At 53.8% G+C, this 18307-nt stretch carries 18 protein-coding genes; 8 read left to right on the forward strand and 10 right to left on the reverse strand.

The genetic code is table 11. The features are described from left to right. Window positions 1-213: a helix-turn-helix transcriptional regulator gene (locus IKP20_02700; GenBank protein ID MBR4503867.1), complete on the reverse strand. Its 213-nt coding sequence runs from the start codon at window positions 211-213 to the stop codon at window positions 1-3. Window positions 214-539: 326 nt separating this feature from the next. Here IKP20_02700 and IKP20_02705 point away from each other — a divergent pair, with 326 nt between their 5' ends. From IKP20_02705 to IKP20_02720, 4 genes are all read left to right on the forward strand, one after another. Then, window positions 540-761: a hypothetical protein gene (locus IKP20_02705; GenBank protein ID MBR4503868.1), complete on the forward strand. Its 222-nt coding sequence runs from the start codon at window positions 540-542 to the stop codon at window positions 759-761. A gap of 59 nt (window positions 762-820) precedes the next feature. Further along, the gene (locus IKP20_02710; protein ID MBR4503869.1) at window positions 821-1459 is read left to right on the forward strand and encodes a formate/nitrite transporter family protein; all 639 of its coding nucleotides are present in this window, start codon (window positions 821-823) and stop codon (window positions 1457-1459) included. A 244-nt stretch (window positions 1460-1703) separates the two neighbouring features. Beyond that, the gene (locus IKP20_02715; protein ID MBR4503870.1) at window positions 1704-3167 is read left to right on the forward strand and encodes an ATP-binding protein; all 1464 of its coding nucleotides are present in this window, start codon (window positions 1704-1706) and stop codon (window positions 3165-3167) included. 86 nt (window positions 3168-3253) lie between these two features. Continuing rightward, complete coding sequence (locus IKP20_02720) at window positions 3254-5692, forward strand: UvrD-helicase domain-containing protein (GenBank protein ID MBR4503871.1); 2439 nt, start codon at window positions 3254-3256, stop codon at window positions 5690-5692. A 207-nt stretch (window positions 5693-5899) separates the two neighbouring features. Here IKP20_02720 and IKP20_02725 read toward each other — a convergent pair whose 3' ends face one another. Together IKP20_02725 and IKP20_02730 are read right to left on the reverse strand one after the other, a co-directional pair. Next, a complete protein-coding gene (locus tag IKP20_02725) occupies window positions 5900-6127 on the reverse strand; it encodes a hypothetical protein (GenBank protein MBR4503872.1) in 228 nt (75 codons plus the stop codon). A 63-nt stretch (window positions 6128-6190) separates the two neighbouring features. Further along, window positions 6191-6568 (reverse strand): TetR/AcrR family transcriptional regulator, encoded by a 378-nt coding sequence (locus IKP20_02730; GenBank protein MBR4503873.1) that lies wholly within the window; start codon window positions 6566-6568, stop codon window positions 6191-6193. Between the two features lie 103 nt (window positions 6569-6671). Between IKP20_02730 and IKP20_02735 the strand changes: the two genes are divergently transcribed. Beyond that, window positions 6672-9356: an MMPL family transporter gene (locus IKP20_02735; GenBank protein ID MBR4503874.1), complete on the forward strand. Its 2685-nt coding sequence runs from the start codon at window positions 6672-6674 to the stop codon at window positions 9354-9356. 76 nt (window positions 9357-9432) lie between these two features. On the opposite strand, the gene IKP20_02740 is transcribed toward IKP20_02735, so the two are convergent. Next, complete coding sequence (locus tag IKP20_02740; GenBank protein MBR4503875.1) at window positions 9433-11310, reverse strand: DUF2075 domain-containing protein; 1878 nt, start codon at window positions 11308-11310, stop codon at window positions 9433-9435. Window positions 11311-11681: 371 nt separating this feature from the next. Between IKP20_02740 and IKP20_02745 the strand changes: the two genes are divergently transcribed. After that, window positions 11682-13046 carry an ATP-binding protein gene (locus IKP20_02745; protein ID MBR4503876.1) on the forward strand — a complete coding sequence of 455 codons (1365 nt, stop codon included), beginning with the start codon at window positions 11682-11684 and terminating at the stop codon, window positions 13044-13046. Window positions 13047-13240: 194 nt separating this feature from the next. Here the strand turns inward: IKP20_02745 and IKP20_02750 are convergent, their stop codons facing one another. Genes IKP20_02750 through IKP20_02760 form a run of 3 tightly spaced genes read right to left on the reverse strand, consistent with a single transcriptional unit; the run spans window position 13241 to window position 13907 of the window. Next, complete coding sequence (locus IKP20_02750; protein MBR4503877.1) at window positions 13241-13378, reverse strand: hypothetical protein; 138 nt, start codon at window positions 13376-13378, stop codon at window positions 13241-13243. Next, window positions 13375-13683: a hypothetical protein gene (locus tag IKP20_02755; GenBank protein ID MBR4503878.1), complete on the reverse strand. Its 309-nt coding sequence runs from the start codon at window positions 13681-13683 to the stop codon at window positions 13375-13377. Before IKP20_02755 ends, IKP20_02750 begins: the two co-directional genes overlap by 4 nt. A 5-nt stretch (window positions 13684-13688) precedes the next feature. After that, complete coding sequence (locus IKP20_02760) at window positions 13689-13907, reverse strand: hypothetical protein (protein MBR4503879.1); 219 nt, start codon at window positions 13905-13907, stop codon at window positions 13689-13691. A gap of 27 nt (window positions 13908-13934) precedes the next feature. Between IKP20_02760 and IKP20_02765 the strand changes: the two genes are divergently transcribed. Further along, window positions 13935-14273, forward strand: coding sequence for a hypothetical protein (locus IKP20_02765; GenBank protein MBR4503880.1), 339 nt, complete (start codon window positions 13935-13937; stop codon window positions 14271-14273). Between the two features lie 35 nt (window positions 14274-14308). Here the strand turns inward: IKP20_02765 and IKP20_02770 are convergent, their stop codons facing one another. After that, window positions 14309-14887, reverse strand: a complete 579-nt coding sequence (locus tag IKP20_02770) for a winged helix-turn-helix transcriptional regulator (protein ID MBR4503881.1) — start codon at window positions 14885-14887, stop codon at window positions 14309-14311. A gap of 161 nt (window positions 14888-15048) precedes the next feature. Next, entirely contained in the window at window positions 15049-15432 is a 384-nt protein-coding gene (locus IKP20_02775) for a DUF4143 domain-containing protein (GenBank protein MBR4503882.1), read from the reverse strand. Between the two features lie 83 nt (window positions 15433-15515). Between IKP20_02775 and IKP20_02780 the strand changes: the two genes are divergently transcribed. Then, window positions 15516-17423, forward strand: a complete 1908-nt coding sequence (locus tag IKP20_02780; GenBank protein MBR4503883.1) for a leucine-rich repeat domain-containing protein — start codon at window positions 15516-15518, stop codon at window positions 17421-17423. Between the two features lie 623 nt (window positions 17424-18046). Here IKP20_02780 and IKP20_02785 read toward each other — a convergent pair. After that, window positions 18047-18193 carry a hypothetical protein gene (locus tag IKP20_02785; protein MBR4503884.1) on the reverse strand — a complete coding sequence of 49 codons (147 nt, stop codon included), beginning with the start codon at window positions 18191-18193 and terminating at the stop codon, window positions 18047-18049. Between the last annotated feature and the right edge of the window lie 114 nt (window positions 18194-18307).

The following is an 18307-nucleotide window of genomic DNA, read 5'->3' on the forward strand; positions in this document are numbered from 1 at the left end:
TCAATCCTCGTCCTCCACATATTCGAGGATGTCCCCCGGCTGGCAGTCCAAGGCTTTGCATATCCCGTTCAGGGTGGAGAACCTTATGGCGGAGATCTTTCCCGTTTTGATGTTGGAGAGGTTCACGTTCGATATCCCGACCTTCTCCGCGAGCTGGTTCAGGGACATCTTCCTGTCCGCCATTACCCTGTCTAGCCTCAGTATAATAGCCATTTCCGCCTCGCAGGGTCTCATCCGATTCTTTCTGAAGCACCGCACCATAGCGGAAGGCCAGCGCGAGGCAGTACACCACGACGCCGACCATTATCGATCCGAAGAAGAGGATCATCGCCGACGTCAGGTTCTTGCGGGACATCCAATCGCAGGCGGCTATCAGGATCGAGACGACCAGGTATGTTTTGGACAGCATCCGCATGGAGTCTACGTTCCCTTTGGTGAAAGGGCTGTGCTCCAAGTAGATCGAGCGCATGAACTTGTAAAGGCAGAACGATGTGGCGGCCCCCAGAGAGAGGACTATAAGCATCTCCAGGAGAGCGTAGATGCCTTGCCCCGAGACCGAATCCACCCCAATCCATGCCGCCAGGGCATCGGAGAACGGCGCATATCCCGCGGCGGAGCCTATCCAGAGGACGACGGTCGCGGCTATGGCGGCGGCGAGGATCAGACTCCCGGCCAGCATTACCGTTGAGGCGTATCTGCATATCTTCTTGAGGGTGGACAGATCACCTTTCATGGGGATCGTCCGCTCCAGAGTTTCCTAATTATAAAAAGTCCCCGACAAGGTTTTTAATCGGATTCTTTCATATGAGCCAAGTATACCATGGAAGGCAGCGTCTCCAAGTGTCTTGTCCGGGCGATCCTCGCGGGAGTGTGCATCAGCATAGGCGGTTGCGTCTACGTAGGATGCGAGGTGAAATGGGTCGGGGCGATCCTGTTCGCCGTCGGTCTGTCCACAATCCTGCTGTACGGCTTCGATCTTTACACCGGGAAAGTCGGGTACATCGTGGAGAATGACCGCTCCTTCATACCGAAAGTGGCGCTGATCCTGGTCGGGAATTTCATCGGAACTTTGGCTGTGGGCCTCATGATCCCGATGGAAGGGGCGGAAGCTCTCGCCCTCAGGAAACTGGAATCGTTCGAGTTCTTGCCGACGCTGTTCAAGGGCGTCATGTGCGGCATGCTGATGTTCATAGCCGCGGACACGTACAAACACGGGAAGGGTTTGGTGCCGACGTTCTTCTGCGTCCCTGTGTTCATTCTCGCGGGATTCGAGCACAGCATCGCGGACATGTTCTATTTCTGCTCCGGGATGGTCTTCAATTTGGATGCGCTGGCGTTCATACTGGTCGTGGCATTGGGCAACGCCATAGGGGGTATGCTCATCCCGCTCGGAAGGAAATATATGTACGAGAAGCCGGGCGACGGGATACAGGATAAGGTTGAGAAAGCCGATTCCTGACCGTCTAGTCTCAGTTTTGGCGTCATCCAGCAGTCGCGCCCGGGCATGTGCTGGCCACCATTGATATGTCATATGATCAGAGGGAAAATCGACATTCATCCCAGATAAAAATGAGGGAAATCATACAATTATCATTCTAAAAATTCAGGGAAAATCGACAAATACCATCCATGACATAGAGGGAAATATGGAAGGCGACTCCTCGGATAACAGCCCGATATTCGAAAGGAAAGCTTATGCGGCCTTGAAAGAATGGAAAGAGAGGTCCAAAGGCAGTACCGCTATCCTTGTGGAAGGGGCAAGGCGCGTGGGAAAATCCACTTTGGTGGAGGAGTTCGCCCGCAAAGAATATCATTCGTATGTGCTGATCGATTTTTCGGAGGAGAACAAGCAGATCAACGCATTGTTCGATGATCTCAGCGATGTCGACCGTCTCCTGAGAGGGCTTCAGCTTCTTACCGGGGTGGAATTCAGAGAGCGCGACACAGCCATAATCTTCGATGAGGTCCAGAGATTTCCGAGGGCGAGAGAGTCGATAAGGGCGTTGATCAGGGACGGCAGATACGATTACATCGAGATCGGTTCTTTGATTTCCATCAGAAAAAATGTGAAGGATATCAGAATACCCAGCGAGGAAGAGAGGCTGAAACTGCATCCGATGGATTTCGAGGAATTTCTGTGGGCTTGCGGCAACCATTCTTACAGAATGTTGGAGCAGGATTTGGATGGGAGAAAGCCTCTGCCCGATTCGATCCATCACAAAATGATGGTCCGTTTCAATGAATATGTCGCGGTCGGGGGGATGCCCCAGGCTGTCAGATCATTCGTCGGCGGCAGAAGCTATCAGGAGATCGACAGGGTCAAGAGGGACATAATCGGCCTGTATATCGACGATTTCCGCAAGATCGATCCCACAGGTTCTCTTGGGCTGTATTTCATGTCTATCCCGTCTGAGCTTTCGCGCCAGAGCATGCGCTTCAGAATCAAAGGCAAGAGTATGAGAAGGGAGATCGGGCGCATATCGGAGATGGCCGATTCGCAGACGGTGCAGCGCAGCATGCATGTCGACGATCCCCGCATCGGATTGCCGATGACCCAGGAGTTGGAGTTCTTCAAATTGTATCTGGAAGATACCGGACTGTTCGTCACCCTCTGCTTTTACGACAGGGATTTCTCGTACAATTGGATATACTCCTCGTTGGTGAGGGGGAGGCTCCCGGCAAATCTCGGCTATGTGTATGAGAACGCGGTCGCCCAAGCTCTGACTGCGGCAGGATATAAGCTGTTCTACCATACTTTCCCCAAGAAGGATTCAAAGCATAATTATGAGGTTGATTTTTTGATCCCTTCCGGCAAGAAGGTCTGCCCCATAGAGGTGAAATCATCATCAGTTTCTTCTCACGCTTCCTTGGACGCTTTCATCGAGAGGCACAAAACCGATGTGGATCGTGGGATCGTGGTCTCCGGAAAGAATCTGAGGGAGGAAAACGGGATAGTCTATCTTCCCATATACATGACGTGTCTTATAGGCAGGCTGATGCGGCGACGGTACGGACAGCTTAAGGGGCCTGGGAGTCAGCTTGCTTTCATTTTCCATGGAGAATGCGATTATTATCGATCAGAGGTTTCCGATCCGGGAAATGTGATGACGAGAATCATGTCATGCCAATCGGTGTCCGAAGGTTTCCGTCCGCAGCATCAGCGATAGGATACCATAGATCACTATCTGCGAAACATATTATCGCACCATTGCATCCCGTCCAGGAGCAATGCACTGAAGCGGTGGCCAGAAGCATGAAGAACAGAGATCGCGAATTGAGCGATAGGGCAATCGCCGCCGTTGCCGAGATGTCTTCACGTTTGGAAGAAAAGGAATTCATCGATCCCGGCGGCTTTTCATCTCTGTCCAATGGTTATGCGCAATTGGACAGCGATATCCGCCGCAAGATGGGGAAGCTCACGTCGGCTTTGGGATTGATCAACAAGGAACTGAAGAAGAATCTCAACGCTTTCCGTGAGATCTACGATGATTATCCTGGGCTCCTCAGAAAGCATAACGAGGAACTCTTGCGGTCCGAATCCGTGGAAGTCGGCAAGCTCATCAATCCTCTGGAAGGCTATGATCTGGATGAGCAGCAGCTTGCCGCCATCGCATATGATGTCAGATCCAGGCTCGTCATCGCCGGTGCAGGGACGGGCAAGACTACCACCACGGTAGGTTTGGTGAAGCATCTTCTCAGATCTGGCAAGGCTCTTCCGGAGGAGATTCTAGCCCTTTCATTCACCAATGCCTCGGTGGACGATCTCAGGAAACGCATCATCGCGGAGGCCGGCCAGCGCGTGGACGTCTACACATTCCATCGTCTGGGGCTGAAGATAATCGCATCCTCCGAAGGCACCGTTCCAAAGGTCTCCAAAATCAAGGTCGATGAGTTCATCGCAGAGGAAATCAGACGCAGAAAAGGCGATGCCAGATTCATGCGCAATCTGAATGAATACATAGCATACGAATTCGAATCAGTCAAGGACGAGGGCAGGTTCGAAGACAGTTCGGAACTAATCGAGTACTTGAAGGAGAATCCGCTGATCACATTGAAAGGGGAGAGGGTCAAAAGCTTCGGGGAGGCCGATATCGCCAATTATCTGGCTATGAACGGGGTCCCGTACACCTACGAGGGATCATATCGCGTCGATACCGCCGATTCCAGATATGGTCAGTATCACCCGGATTTCCATATCGACGGTACTGACATCTACATCGAGTACTTCGGGACCGACCGCAACGGCAACGTCGCCAAATTTATGATAGACCGCGATCCTAATGCGGCTGATGAGTACAAGAGCGGAATAGAATGGAAGAGGCAGACCCATCGCAAGAACGGTACACATCTGATAGAGCTGTACGCATACGAGCGTTCTGAGGGGACGATCTTTGACAAACTCGAGTCCGAGCTCAGATCTTCGGGGATAGTTTTTGCGCCGGAACCTCCGGAATCGATATTCGACAGGGCCGTTAGATCGGACGGGAAGACGCTCAGATCTCTGGCGATGTCTTTTGCGACCGCCATCCTCCTCATAAAGGGATTCGGAAAACCTTGGGACGAGGTATATCCCAAGCCCGATCGCTTAAGCGATAGGAGGTCGCTGAAAAGGATGGAAGCAGTCCTCAAGCCGATCTACGAAGCGTACCAATCTGCCCTGGAAAAAAACGGCGAGATCGATTTCGAGGACATGCTGAATATGGCCGCGAGCCGCGTCCGCGAGGGGAAGTTCCTCCATCCATACAAGTATGTCATCGTGGACGAGTATCAGGATCTTTCGAGGTCCAGATACAATCTGCTCAGCGCTCTCCGCAGGTCTAAGGATTACCGCCTGTTCTGCGTCGGCGATGACTGGCAGAGCATATACCGTTTCAACGGATGCGATGTCTCGTACATCCTGGATTTCGAGAGATATTGGGGTCCCTCTGCTATATGCAAAATCGAGAGGACCTATCGCTTTTCAGGTGATATCCTGAGGAAGAGCAGCGAATTCGTTTGCAGGAACAGCCGTCAGATCAGAAAAAATCTTGTCGGTATGGGTGGCAAGGACGGCAAAGTCTACTTCATATCCAAGGACGACGACATCCAGATCCGCGAGGAGATAGGAAGGAGGCTGGTGCTTTTGGAAAACGGGAAAAGCGTTCTTTTCCTGGGGAGATACAACCATGACGTGAGGCTGCTGAGCGGCGGCGGATTCGGATGGAAACAAAACATCTCGGACAGTTCTAAGACCATAAGCTATGATCCGCGCCCGGATCTGGACATGAAGTTCATGACTATCCATTCGTCCAAGGGGCTTCAGGCTGATGTCGTTTTTTCTGTCAACAATAGGTCCGGAAGATACGGATTCCCCAGCATAAGGGAAGAGCCGGCCGTCATCCCGATGCTTCTGGTCGGGGAGAACAGCCAGATCGACGAGGAACGCAGGCTGTTCTATGTAGCCATGACCAGAGCAAAAGAGGCTGTGTATATTGTTTCCCAGAACGGTCACCAATCAGATTTCTTCAAAGAGATGTTTCCGATGGGCAACGTCTATGGGAAGAAAGAGGGGATGACCTGTCCGCTGTGCGGAGGGGCGATGATTCTGAAAACAAATCAGAACGGACACAGATTCTATGGATGCAGCAACTACCGTTCCAAAGGGTGCAGATTCACCAGGGGCTGCGAGCCTTTTGTGCATCCGAAAAAATGAGTTCGGATGGCGGGCCGGCTGATGGCTAAGTCAGAGCACTTCCATCACTCAGCAGCCTTTCGATTGTTTTGCATGCGGCAAACGATTGCGTCAGGCATCCAAGTCGAGTTTTAGATTGGGCAGTTGCATTTCTGAGATCCCGGGAATCCGGAGCGAAACCCTGATCTGTGGAGAAGCAAAGGTCCCTTCACGGCTGTTGTCCGTCTTTCAGATGGCGACCCCACATATCACAATCTTGTTGTTCTCGAACAGAGAAATCATCTGGTCAACCCGGGATTCCAGGTTGCCGTCAGTCCCGAAAAGATTGTGGAATACCTCTCCCACGACCATCATCGCAGAGCGGAGTTCGGTGCCATCCGGGTTGTTTTCGAAGCATTCGATAGCGGAAGAGAGAGCGCCCAGCGATGCGTGCACCTTGATATTGAAGTCTGGCATCCCGGTTATCCCGTTTCCCTCTTCCGTGTCTCTGATCCAGTCTATCAGAGGTTTCAGAGATCTCTATTTGATGTCCCATTTCCTGTATATCGTTCCGATGAGGCTTGCGATATGCTGGGATTTGGACGCCGCATAGATCTGCAGGAATATGGGGAAACTCAGTATCGAGGTCAGGCTCGAGTTTTTCGGGAGGCATTCCTTGGATTCGCGGATGGAATCCCAGAGAGCTTCTGATACGACCTCCGCGAAGACCTCGTCTTTGTTTTTGAATAGATTGTAAACGCTTCCGGGAAGGACCCCGGCCTTCCAAGCTATCTCGCGGATGGTCGTCTTTTCGTAGCCCTTATCCAGGAAAAGAACCACGGACGCGTCGATTATGCGGCGGCGGGTTTCTTCGCCTTTGCCCGATCTTTTCCTGTCATGGTTCATCTTGGTAGCCATCAGACTCCAAGCTTAGTCCATAGTTAAGGCTGTTGGAGTTACCTTTTTGCGATTCGGGCATAATTATTTGGACACGTTCAAAAACATTAAATAATATGCATTTTTGAACATAGTCAAAAAAGGTGATTACACGTTCGACAGTTATTCTAAATCTGTTCAGAAGCATCCCAAGGCGATCGTCGCCGTGTGGATCGTCGCTCTGATCATTGCGGTGCCGTTCGCGCTGCAGTCTGAGAGCGTTCTGAACTACGACATGACGTCCATGGGCGGGTTCGACAGCGAATCCACCGAAGGGAACGGGCTGATGGATGAGCATTTCTCAAACGGGATCTCCGCCAAAGCGATTTTGGTGGTCCCGTATTCGGATGCGTATCAGCTCGCCGAGATACAGGATAAACTCATAGCGTCCGGCGCATTGGACAAGAGGGTGCAGGAGAGGTACGGTTCCGAGGTCACGACGATGGCCATGGGCTCCTACTCCAAAGACGGTTCCGCCAGCGGGATCTGTCTTGTCGCGTTCGAGTTCCCCGAAGGCAAAGCCGTTACCGATGAGGTAGGGACTCTGAGGGGCATAGTGTCCGACGCAAAAGCGGATGCCGGACTTTCCGGCTTGAAGACTTACGTCACCGGCGCGGCGGCCATTTCGTATGATACCATGCAGGAGGCCAGCAGGGACGTCCAGATCATAGATCCCCTTTCGGTGATTCTGATCTTCGCCCTTCTCGCACTCTTCTTCTGGACCATCTGCACCGCCATCATTCCCCCTGCGGTCGTGGGGGCCGCTTACGGTATCGTCCTGGCGCTCATCTATGGTTTGGGTATGATCCTGGACATTTTCTATGTGACCAAGGTCATAGTCCTGGTCTCCATGCTCGGAGCCGGATGCGATTATTCTGTGTTCATAGTGTCCAGATACAGAGAGGAGCGCAAGAAGGGGGCCTCCAAAGAGGATTCGATAACCGATGCGGTCAGATGGGCAGGGGAATCTGTTTTCACATCCGGTCTCGCCGTGATAATCGGATTCGCTGTCATGTCATTCTGCACGTTCTCGCTTCTGTCTTCCATGGCGATAATCCTCGCTCTGGGCATAGTGATGGCTATGGCCGCGGCTCTCACGCTGATTCCCGCTGTGCTGTCTTTGATAGGCGACAAGGTGTTTTGGCCCAGATCCATCGATTATTACAAGGCCGGAACCCGCAAAGGCTCCTATGCTAAGGCGGTAAACTTCAGCAAGTCATATTACACGCGCGCGGCCGACATAGCACTGAAGCATTCCAAAGCCATAGTAATCGCGGTAATCCTGCTCACGGTGCCATTGGCGTATGTCGCAGTGACATCCGAGGATTCCTTCGACATGATCAGCGTCATGCCCGACAGCGAGGGCAAAGAGGGCATCCAGGTCATAACCGAGAACGCTGACGGAGGAATGATCATGCCCTCGTACGTGGTGGTGGACGTCGGTTCCGAAGCAGCCGAGATATCGCCGCTGCCGATGGAAGGCTTAGGGACTTTGGTCTGGACCGAATACGGCAGGGAGGTTCTCGCCGGGTCCGCAGCTTCCGCCGCAAAAATTGTTTCGTCCGACGGCAACATCAGTACGGCCATGTCCCCCATGTCCTGGGCGGCGATGTACCAATCCGCTTACAAGGCGATACAGGGGAAAGGCATCCCCGAGTCCATGATAACCGCGGAGATGGTCAACAGGGCCATAACGGACCAGATGCCCGATCTCGTCTCGATGCAGCTCGAAGAGAGGCTGTTCGGGACCTACGGATGGGACATAAAACCTGACGACACCCTTTGGGGAGCCATCTACGGCGCCGCCTACAAAGCGATACTGGTCAAAGGCGTCCCCGAGTCCATGATAACCGTCGAGATGGTCAACAGGGCGGCGGTCTCCGCAGTCCCGGAGCCCATATCGTCTTCGCTGACCCAGATGTTCGATAGCTATGGCTGGGGCCTTCCTCCCGAGGCGGTCTCCGCCAACGTCCCCGCTTTGGGGAGCACAATAGCCTCTATGATCGACTACTCCCTCAACATAGGCGCCGGGCTCGTGTCCGACGACGGGAAGTACATCCGCATGATGGTCCTGGTCAAAGATGAGCCCATGTCCAGGGCGTCGATGGATTCGATAGGCGGGATGAGGGACGTGATGTCCTCGGTCGTAGGCGACGGGTCAGGATGGGCGAAAGGATCTTGGGTGACCGGCACCGGTGCCATTCTTTACGATATCTCCGAAGTCGTGGGCCACGAGTTCACTCTCATCGAGATAGCCGTCGTCGTCCTGATATTCGTCCTGCTGTTTTTGGTGCTCGGATCGTATCTGACGCCGGTCCGTTCGCTGGCCACGATCATAATGAGCGTGGTGTGGACCCTCGGGCTTCTGCAGATCGTGTTCTCCAGAATTCTGGGTATCGACATAGTGTGGATGGTCCCCATCATACTGTTCGTCATATGCCTCGGACTGGGGATGGATTATGATATCCTGCTCACAACCCGCATCAGGGAAGGCAAAATCAGAGGGATGTCCAACGATGAGGCCATCAAGAACGCCGTGATCAGATCCGGCCCAATCATCGCTCTCTGCGGGCTGATCATGGGCGGGACGTTCCTCACGATGCTGGTCTCCGGGTCCGCGATGCTCCAGGAGATAGGGTTCGCCCTTGGCGTGGCCATTCTCGTGGATTCATTGGTGGTCGTGCCTTTCATCGTGCCTGCGCTCATGCATCTGATGGGAGATTGGTCCTGGAAGGGCCCCAAGTTCCTCCGTAAGGACGGCATCAATTGAAACGGACGGGTTCGGCGGGGGAGATCCTGCCGATCCCGTCTCGGCTTATCTTGGCTGGCTCAGAATGGGTATGAAATCAATTACGCTGCCTCATCCGGGAGGCGATATGGTCGCTAAGATTCTTGTCGCAGCAGAACACGTAGCAGCCTTTCATCCCTCTCGACATGAGGACTTTGTATGTGTTCCTGATGATTTTCGAAGACAGTTTTTCCCCTTCTTCTGGAGGGAGTTTTTTGATTCCTTTCACGGACTGATCGGTTCTCGCCCTTTTCGATACGTCTGTGACGACGTGTCCGTCTTCGAATCTGAGATCGGGGCCGATTATCACTCCGACGTAATCGAATTCCAGCCCCTGGCATGTGTGTATGCATCCGATTTCGTTGACCGAATCCGGATCTATCGCCCACGTCTGGCTGGACCCCAAGTTCCAGCTCATCTCGAAGCCGTATTCTCCCAGTATGATATCGTGAACGGAAGGGTCATCCTTGCCTGCCGTTATCCAGTTCCAGCAGTATCCCGCGACCAGCCTTGACTTGTTGTCCTTCAGATTTTTCTCGGCTATCGCATCCCTCAGAGAATTGGGGTCGCTGAACAGGCGGAAGTCATATGCATAGGATTCGTCCCACAGGGGATTGGCCGTCTCGCGTATTCCCAGCACATCGTCCAGCCAAGAGATGTATCCGTCGGATCCGGAGCATCTGAACTGCGAGTCGAGTTCTGTCTCGTATACCTGCGAGCCAAGTGATCTGGCATGCTTTCTTATCTCTTCCACGGTGCCTATGTCCTTCGTGGTAACGATCTGATCCTCGTCTATGAAGAAAACCGACAGCCTGGATGCGCGGATTATCTCCATGATCTGGTTCTCTCCCATATTCGAGTAGATCCCGCTTTTCTCGTTGAGACGATGCGCTTCGTCGGCAAGGAGGACATCGAATCTGTTCTCGCTCAAGGGGGATGTGAACGCGCCCGAGCCGGAGAAAAGAATGTCAACGCGGCTCTTCTTCATAGTGCCTTTGAGTTTCTGGTTGTAGACGTTGCGCGGCGCCGCGTTCTTGGATACGTACGAGGCGGACATGCCGAGGCCGATCAGCTCTGAGAGGAGATTGATCGCCAGAACAGATTTTCCGGTCCCGGGGCCTCCTTTGACTATAATCGTGCGCTTGGAATCCGATTTGGCAATCTGCTTCGCAGAGCGCAGAACCTCCTCGAAAACTACTTTCTGAGTGTCCAGAAGGGTGAATTCGATATTGCCTCTCATCATGGAAGCCAGCACGTCCTGAAGGGATTTGGACGGCCTCAGCCTTCCCGAATCGATGTGGAAGATAGTTTCCTTGCCGTCGCCTTTCTTGATATACTTCCTCAGGAAATCTTCCAGTTTCTTCTTGTCATATTTTGCGAACAAAGGCGCCTCTCTGAGGTACCTCTCGTACGTTCTGTCGATTATGGGGTCGTTTTCTGACAGGGGATAGTTGTGGAGATAGGCGCAGGGGTGAAGCATTATTCCCATGTCCTGCACATCCGCATTGAAATCGGCGATGGCCATCGCGTATGACCATGCCTGATAGGATGGGTGGGCAGTCTCCCTTATGTCGCCCCCGATGAACGTGCGGACTATCCCGTCTTTGTCAGCCACGCATTCGGCCGATTCCCATTGTTTGAGCTCTATGATCACAGCGTTGCTTATGTCATCCCCATCCAACCCCGTAACGATAAGATCCACACGTTTGGAGGTGTACGGGATGTTGTATTCTATGGCGATGCCGGAATCGTCCGGTATTTCAGACATGAGGATGCACATGCCGACCGTAGACAGAGAATTCTTCCACGAGTTCAATTCGGATTTGGGGGTCTCCCTTCCGAACCTGTTCCTCATCAGGTCGCAGACTTTTTCGTCAAGGGTGCCGTTCTCGAGGTCTTCGATGAATTTATCTTTGGTTTCGCTGTAAATGATCACAGGTAAGAATGGGGTCTTTAGTTTAAAGCGATGGCACCGTCATGACACTGTGCATGCAGTCTTCGTGTTTGAGAGTCATATCTTGATGTCATGTCGTAAAATTTTACTTTTCGTCGGTTGACACCGCTACTTTTCGTCGGTTGGTTATGAGTGGATAAGAACAAACTTGTTTCATATAATGTTTAGTTTGATTTTTCAGGGTTCGGATGTGTTGTTAAAGATTCCTTTCCAAATCGGGGAAATGTATCTACGACTATATTCTCAATTCGGGGAAATGTATCTACGACTATATTCTCAATTCGGGGAAATGTACATAAAACCTGTTTTACAATCCGGGGAAATGTATTTAGCAAACACGTCGATTCAATATTATGCCCGAGGAAATCTTCGATCGCAGCATTTATGGCAGAATGCTCGAGTGGAAAAATAACTGGAGCGACAGCTATGCTTTGCTGATAGAAGGAGCTAGAAGGGTAGGCAAGAGCACGGTCGCCAGGGAATTCTCGAGGAAAGAATACCGTACGGCAATGATAATCGATTTCTACAATCCCCGTCCCGGGACGATCGAAGTTTTTAAAAGGCATTGGAACAATTATGATCGCTTGTTCACGGAGTTGCAGGCGATTTATTCGGTCGACCTTTATGTCGGTGAAAGCGTAATAGTCTTCGACGAGGTTCAGCGTTATCCCAAAGCCCGCGAGATGATCAAAGGTCTGGTTGAGGATGGAAGGTACAGGTATATCGAGACGGGCTCTCTGATAACGCTCTCATGCGCTTCCTCCAAGATCATGATTCCCTCCGAGGAGTATCGCTTAGAGATGCATCCTATGGATTTCCGTGAGTTCTGCATGGCGATGGGCGAATCCAAGAAATGGGAGTTGGCAAAGCACAGTTTCGATGGTATGGAGCCGATAGGCGCGATGCACAGGCAGCTCACCGAACTTTACAAAACATACATGGTGGTAGGCGGGATGCCGCAGTCGGTATCGAGGTTCAAAAAAACCCAGAGATATTCCGATGTCGAAAAAGTGAAAAACGGCATTCTCGATCTTTACCACGAGGATCTGGGAAAGATACCGGTAAACAAGGGAAACACGGCTAAGAGGCTGTTCGACCTTGTCCCAGCGATGCTGAGCCGTCATGAGAAGAGATTCCGCCCAGGCGCCGTCAAGAAAGGAAGCAGGACGTCGGATTATCTGGACAGCATCATGTGGCTGGAGGATTCGCGCATTTGCAACATATGCAAAGGCGTCAGAGATGTCCAGACCGCATTGGATCTGACGATCGATGAGACGTCGATGAAATGCTATCTGTTGGATACCGGGCTTCTGCTGACCCAAGCTTTCAACGAACACGTACTGGAAAGGGCCGATGTCAGAGGGGCTTTCATCCGCGATAAGCTCGGCATGAATGAGGGGATGCTTTTCGAGAATGCGGTGTCCCAGGAGCTGGTCTCGTGCGGGATCGACCTGAGGTTCTCCAGGTTCTATACAGATGACAAGCACGTCGGCGAGGTGGATTTCGTTGTCGGCGGAAGGAAAGTTACACCTATAGAAGTCAAGTCCGGGAATTCGGCGAGGCACAGATCCTTGGACCGTTTCATAGAGCGCTACCGGCCGCACATCAGGAAAGCTTATGTGATCCATTCTTCCGATCTGAAGATTGATGGGGATATCACCTACCTTCCGATTTACATGGTCGGGATGCTGGGGGCCGAGCTGGCCGGAGACAATTGATTTGGGGTCTGAGCATAGAACTATAGTATTACAACCCAGATTTGTTCTAGTTTTCGATCAGGATCGATTCCATGACCCTATAGTTATATAGATAGAACTATAGTACGAATTTAAAATCAGGGAGATGTCGGCCCGAGCCCGCGGGAAGCGGACCCAAGCCGGGAGGAATCATGGATGTTTTAAAGGGTTTAGCGTCATAACTCAGATACTATCTTGCGTGATTTGTACAGCGCATACCCGCATATGCCGACGATCAGAGCCATCCACAGGTATTCGGAGTAAGGTATCAAACCCTCCTTGAAGTAGTCCAGCCAGATGTCCCAGTTGCTCATTTCGCATCGCCTCCTATGTTTCCTACGAGCCATTCGAACTGCTTCTTCCCCGCATCGGTTATCGAGTAGAGGAAGACCGGCCTGTCTTTGCGGAATTTTCCTTCGCTGTCCAGCTCCGTCTTCTCGGTGCGGATGAATCCGGCGGTGGCCATCTCTATCATGTCGAAGTTCACGCAGTCGCGCTCGTAATCGGTGGTCATTCCGTAGTCTTCCATTATGAGGGGCACGATCTCGTAGCTCCAGTACGATCTGCCGTCGTATAGGCGCTCCAGTATCCTGAATTTGAGGGGCCTTCCTTCCATCATGGCTCTCACTCCCTGTGCTTGCGGGTGGATTCCATCGATTCGGGGGATTCGCTGACTAGCAGGAAGCTTCCCACCACGCAGATGACGACTCCTACCCAAAGCGTCCACTCCTGCTGCTGCCCGCAGAACACCAGCAGGAATATGCAGGAGAACAGTCCGCACAGTGTTCCTATGCTCTGTCCCCTTCCGACGCCGACGCGCTCATCCTTTCCACTCCCGTCCATTTCGAGCAGGCGTCATGGGCGTACCGCATGTTCGAGGACAGGCTGGTCTCGCTCATGGACGAGCACGGCGCGTCGCTGATTCCGGAGGGGAAGGATCTCCTGATAGTTGTCTCCTATTCCACCTCGTATGACGCGGCGGTCGCATTGGCCGATCATATCGAGAACCTCATGGTCGGGAAGTTCAAGTTCAAGATGGTCGGGATGATTATTTACAACGACCATGGGAGCAAAGACTGCGCGATGAACGACGAGAACATCCAGGACGTGGCCCGCAGATACGGGGCGATGATAAACGTGGCTCGGCCGTACGGAGATTCTTATGTGGTATCCATACCGCCGGGGGATGCGCGCAGGGGCGGGATATGATCCCGCCGGGATTCATCTGGAAGTCCTGAAGATCTTCAATCGAAATCGTCGTCGCCGTCTTCGTTCAGCTCTTTCAGATGGGTCATCACGTGGAGCGGAAGCTCGTCGTTAATGTTCGCGTGGAGGTAAGTGTAGAACGGATCCTGATATCTGCACATCATGTAATTGTCCAGGTCCGGATCGATGTTGTTGAGGAATTTCAGCAGAATGTTCCTCAGCGTAATTATCTCCTCCTGGGAGATCCCTTTGAAATAGCCGTTCATCAGTTCCACCTGGAAGTCCATCAGGTGGAGGCCCAGCGCCCTCCCCTTCTCAGTGAGGAACACCTTGTATTTCTTGCTCGTCGGGGAGGGCCTGTCATCATACACGAGGCCCTGCTCCCTCAGAGTTTTCATGACGTGGTTGGTGTTCGACTTATCTATGTCCAAGAAATCGGACAGTCCCACGAGGGTCTGCCCGTCCCTAAGGGTAAGGCCCATGATGTACATAGCATGGGTGTAGTTCATCCCCAGAGGGGCCATCTCCTCGGCTATCTTGCTCTTGATGATGTCGGAGACTCTCGCGAAGAATGCGGGCAGAAAAGTGTTCCAGTAAACGTCTTCGCGTTGGACCATGAATGTTTCCTCCAAAGGACGGGACGTTACATCGTCATTTCCTTTATAACTGTTGCAGTTCAAATACACTTCTTTTCTGTCATCCGCTGTACATCGGGCCAAAAATCTATGCTTTGCCGTCGATAATCGGAACGATGGGTCAGATCGCCGATTTGCGGTATTCAGCATCCGATGGTCCACACAGGCAGCGCATAGATCCCTTCAGATATCGGATAAGGATTGTCGGCGGAGCACACGACGCATCCCCCTTTTCCCAGGGTTGTCGCCAGTCTGCCGAATGCCGATGCGTCCGAGGGGCTGATGGTTATCCCTGATTTGCATTCGATCATGTTTATTTTCCCGTCGTACAGCATCAGAAGATCGATCTCGGTTCTCTCCGACGCTCTGAAGTGGAAGAACGGAGTCTCCAATCCTCTGTTGGAATGCGTTTTCATTATCTCATTGATGATGAACGTCTCCGCCATAGGTCCTTTGAGGTAGCTGGACTCGAGGATATTCGCATCAGGGATCTTTGCCAGGTAGCATGCCAGCCCCGTATCTCTCATGTATATTTTTGGGCGCCGGGTTCCCGGGGCCTCCACCTTTGGCTGCGGGCAGAATCTTTAAGGCCCCACGCCGATTCGATTTCATGAGAGATTACAGAGAGGCTCCCGAGCGGGAGCGCGGCTTGAAAAAGATGGGCCCATTGTTGATCGTGGTAGCTTTCGCCCTGATCGCCGTCGCGGTTCTGTCGCTTCCGGGGGATTCCGACGCGGCCCCTTCCGGGAAGTGCGGCGACGACCTCGTCTGGGAGCTCGACGGCGCCGGCAATCTGGTCATCTCAGGCAGCGGCGATATGTATGACTTTAAAAGTCCTAACGTGCCTTGGGGCCAAGGGATAAAGTCCGTCCACTTCGAAGGCCCAGTCACGTCCATCGGGAATAATGCGTTCGATCGCTGCACCTCCCTGGCCTCCGTGTCCATGCCCTCCGCCACTTCCGTCGGGGACGGAGCGTTCTGGGGCTGCACCTCCCTGGCCTCCGTGTCCATGCCTTCCGCCATTTCCCTTGGGGACAGAGCGTTCTACAACTGCAAATCTCTGGCCTCCGTGTCCATGCCTTCCGCCATTTCCCTTGGGGACAGAGCTTTCTGGGGCTGCACCTCCCTGGCCTCCGTGGAATTGCCCTCTGTTGAGTCCGTCGGGGTCTACGCGTTCTGTGAATGCACCTCCCTGTCCTCCGTATCCATGCCTTCCGCTATTTCCCTCGGGGACAGAGCGTTCGTGGACTGCGCCTCCCTGTCCTCCGTATCCATGCCCTCCGTTGAGTCCGTCGGGGACATTGCGTTCTCCGGATGCGTTTCCCTGGCAACCGCGGACCTTCCCTTCGTGACGTCCATAGGTTTCGCTGCGTTCGGACGCTGTACCTCCCTGGCCTCCATTGACCTCGGAGACCAAGTCACGACTATCGGACGGAACGCGTTCTGGGGCTGCACCTCCCTGGCCTCCGTGTCCATGCCCTCCGCCACTTCCGTCGGGGAATATGCGTTCTATAATTGCGCTTCGCTCGAGTCCGTCCGCATGGATTCGGCCAAGTACGTGGGAATGAAGGCCTTCTCGTACTGCCAGTCCCTGAAGGCGGTCGACTTCCCCGCGGCCCTCAGGGAGATAGGGAATTACGCCTTCTTCGGCAGCGGGCTCACATCCGTCGCCATCCCAGGGGACGGCGTCATGATAGGGGCCAGCGCGTTCAGCGGTTGCACTGCGCTGACCAGCGTAGCCATTCCGGATTCCGTGTCCTCCATCGGGAAGAACGCGTTCTACGGGATCAGGTTCCTGGACGAGAGAGGAAACGTCCTTGACGTTTCGGCGGGCAGCCTGGGCGGATATGCGTACGAGGGAAGCTGCTGCGTGCTCCAGCGCGTGGCGGACGGCTTCGAGTTCGTCTCCGGCGGTCTGGTATACAAGGTGGACTGGTCCGGCGATGCGGACGCCACCCTGGTCGGCTATTCCGACCCGGTGGCGCACCTGTCTGTCCCGGCCTCGGTGTCCTACGGCGGGAAGGATTATCCCGTCTCCGACATAGGCCCCAAGGCCTTCTACGGATGCGGATCCCTGATCTCGGCGGACCTCGGAAGCGTATCCGAGATAGGCATGAAGGCGTTCGCCCGCTGCGCCGCATTGGAAAGCGTCGATTTCGGGGATTCCCTGGAGACGATCGGGGCATATGCGTTCTATGCGTGCGATTCCCTGGCTTCCGCGGCCATCCCGGATTCCGCGGCGTCCGTCGGGAAGTGCGCGTTCTCGCTGTGCCCTGCCCTCTCGGAAGTCGTCATCCCGGATTCCGCGGAAACCATCGGCGACCGCGCGTTCTACGGTTGCGGCTCCATTTCCTCCATAACCATCGGAATCTCGGTCGCATCGATCGGCCCCGGCGCGTTCCACGGGCTTGCCTTCTTCGACGAGAGCGGGATCGAGCTGCCCCCGACCGCCGAGGCCCTCGCCGGGCACCTGTACGCGGGAGACGGCGACGGGAGGCTGTTCCGCGTAACTGCCTGACGGGATCCCACGCCGGCCAGAACCCCGGCGGGGCCCTTCCAGTAGGGTCCCGCCTCCGCCTTCTTTCGCGGTCGCATCTCGTCTTCCCCGTCCTTTGGGAGGCGGGCCTGGGCTGCCAGCCGATTTCCCGTGATGCCCTGCGACGTCCTGTCCCCATAGGCCAGCCGAGGTCAGAGACTTCGCCGATCGATCGGGCTTCTGGGCCGTTTTACGTCTATTTAGCCGGTACGGGCCCGGAGCCGCCCGGGGCCTGTTTTACGCATATATCAAGGTTTCCGGGACATCCTAGACGCTGGCCCTCTGCTGGGGATGTGCCGGGCAGGGGCGGAGGGAACTGTTGAAGAATTGCTGAAAGAAGGCCCGGATGCGAGGGGCACGGACAGGCAGACAACGGCCCCCTCGCGCCCGCATATATTTCTATCTTCGCACCCGGTTTTTCGGGGGGTTTTCCGGGCGCCGTTGTGCTCCGACCGCTCCGCAGGACCCCTGTCCCGGCCTGCGATCGGGCGTGCCCCGGCGCATGCTCGGCGAGGGATCTCCCCGGCGGGGCAGGCCCCGGCACACCGCCGAAAGTCCTGAACGAGCATAGGGTATCCGAAGGGCCGGATCCTAGATGTTTTGGCTTAAGGCCTTCTGTGCAAGTATACAGCCAGAGCGACGACAGCTATGGTAGCCAATGCTGCTACCGCAATCGCGATGTATACTAACGACGGGCTTTCGGAGTTGGGCGATTCCTTGGTCCAGACGGCGATGAGTGTCTTCATCCCCATCTTATTTTCTTAATCGAAGAGCCAAGGTTTTCTCATCTCATTTGTAGAATGATGTCACCTTTGTTGGTATGAGTTTTTTGATCGGAGGTCACTCCAGTTGTCATTTTAATTTAA

The organism is Candidatus Methanomethylophilaceae archaeon, from assembly GCA_017524805.1.
In the GTDB taxonomy this organism is placed as follows: Archaea; Thermoplasmatota; Thermoplasmata; order Methanomassiliicoccales; family Methanomethylophilaceae; genus Methanoprimaticola.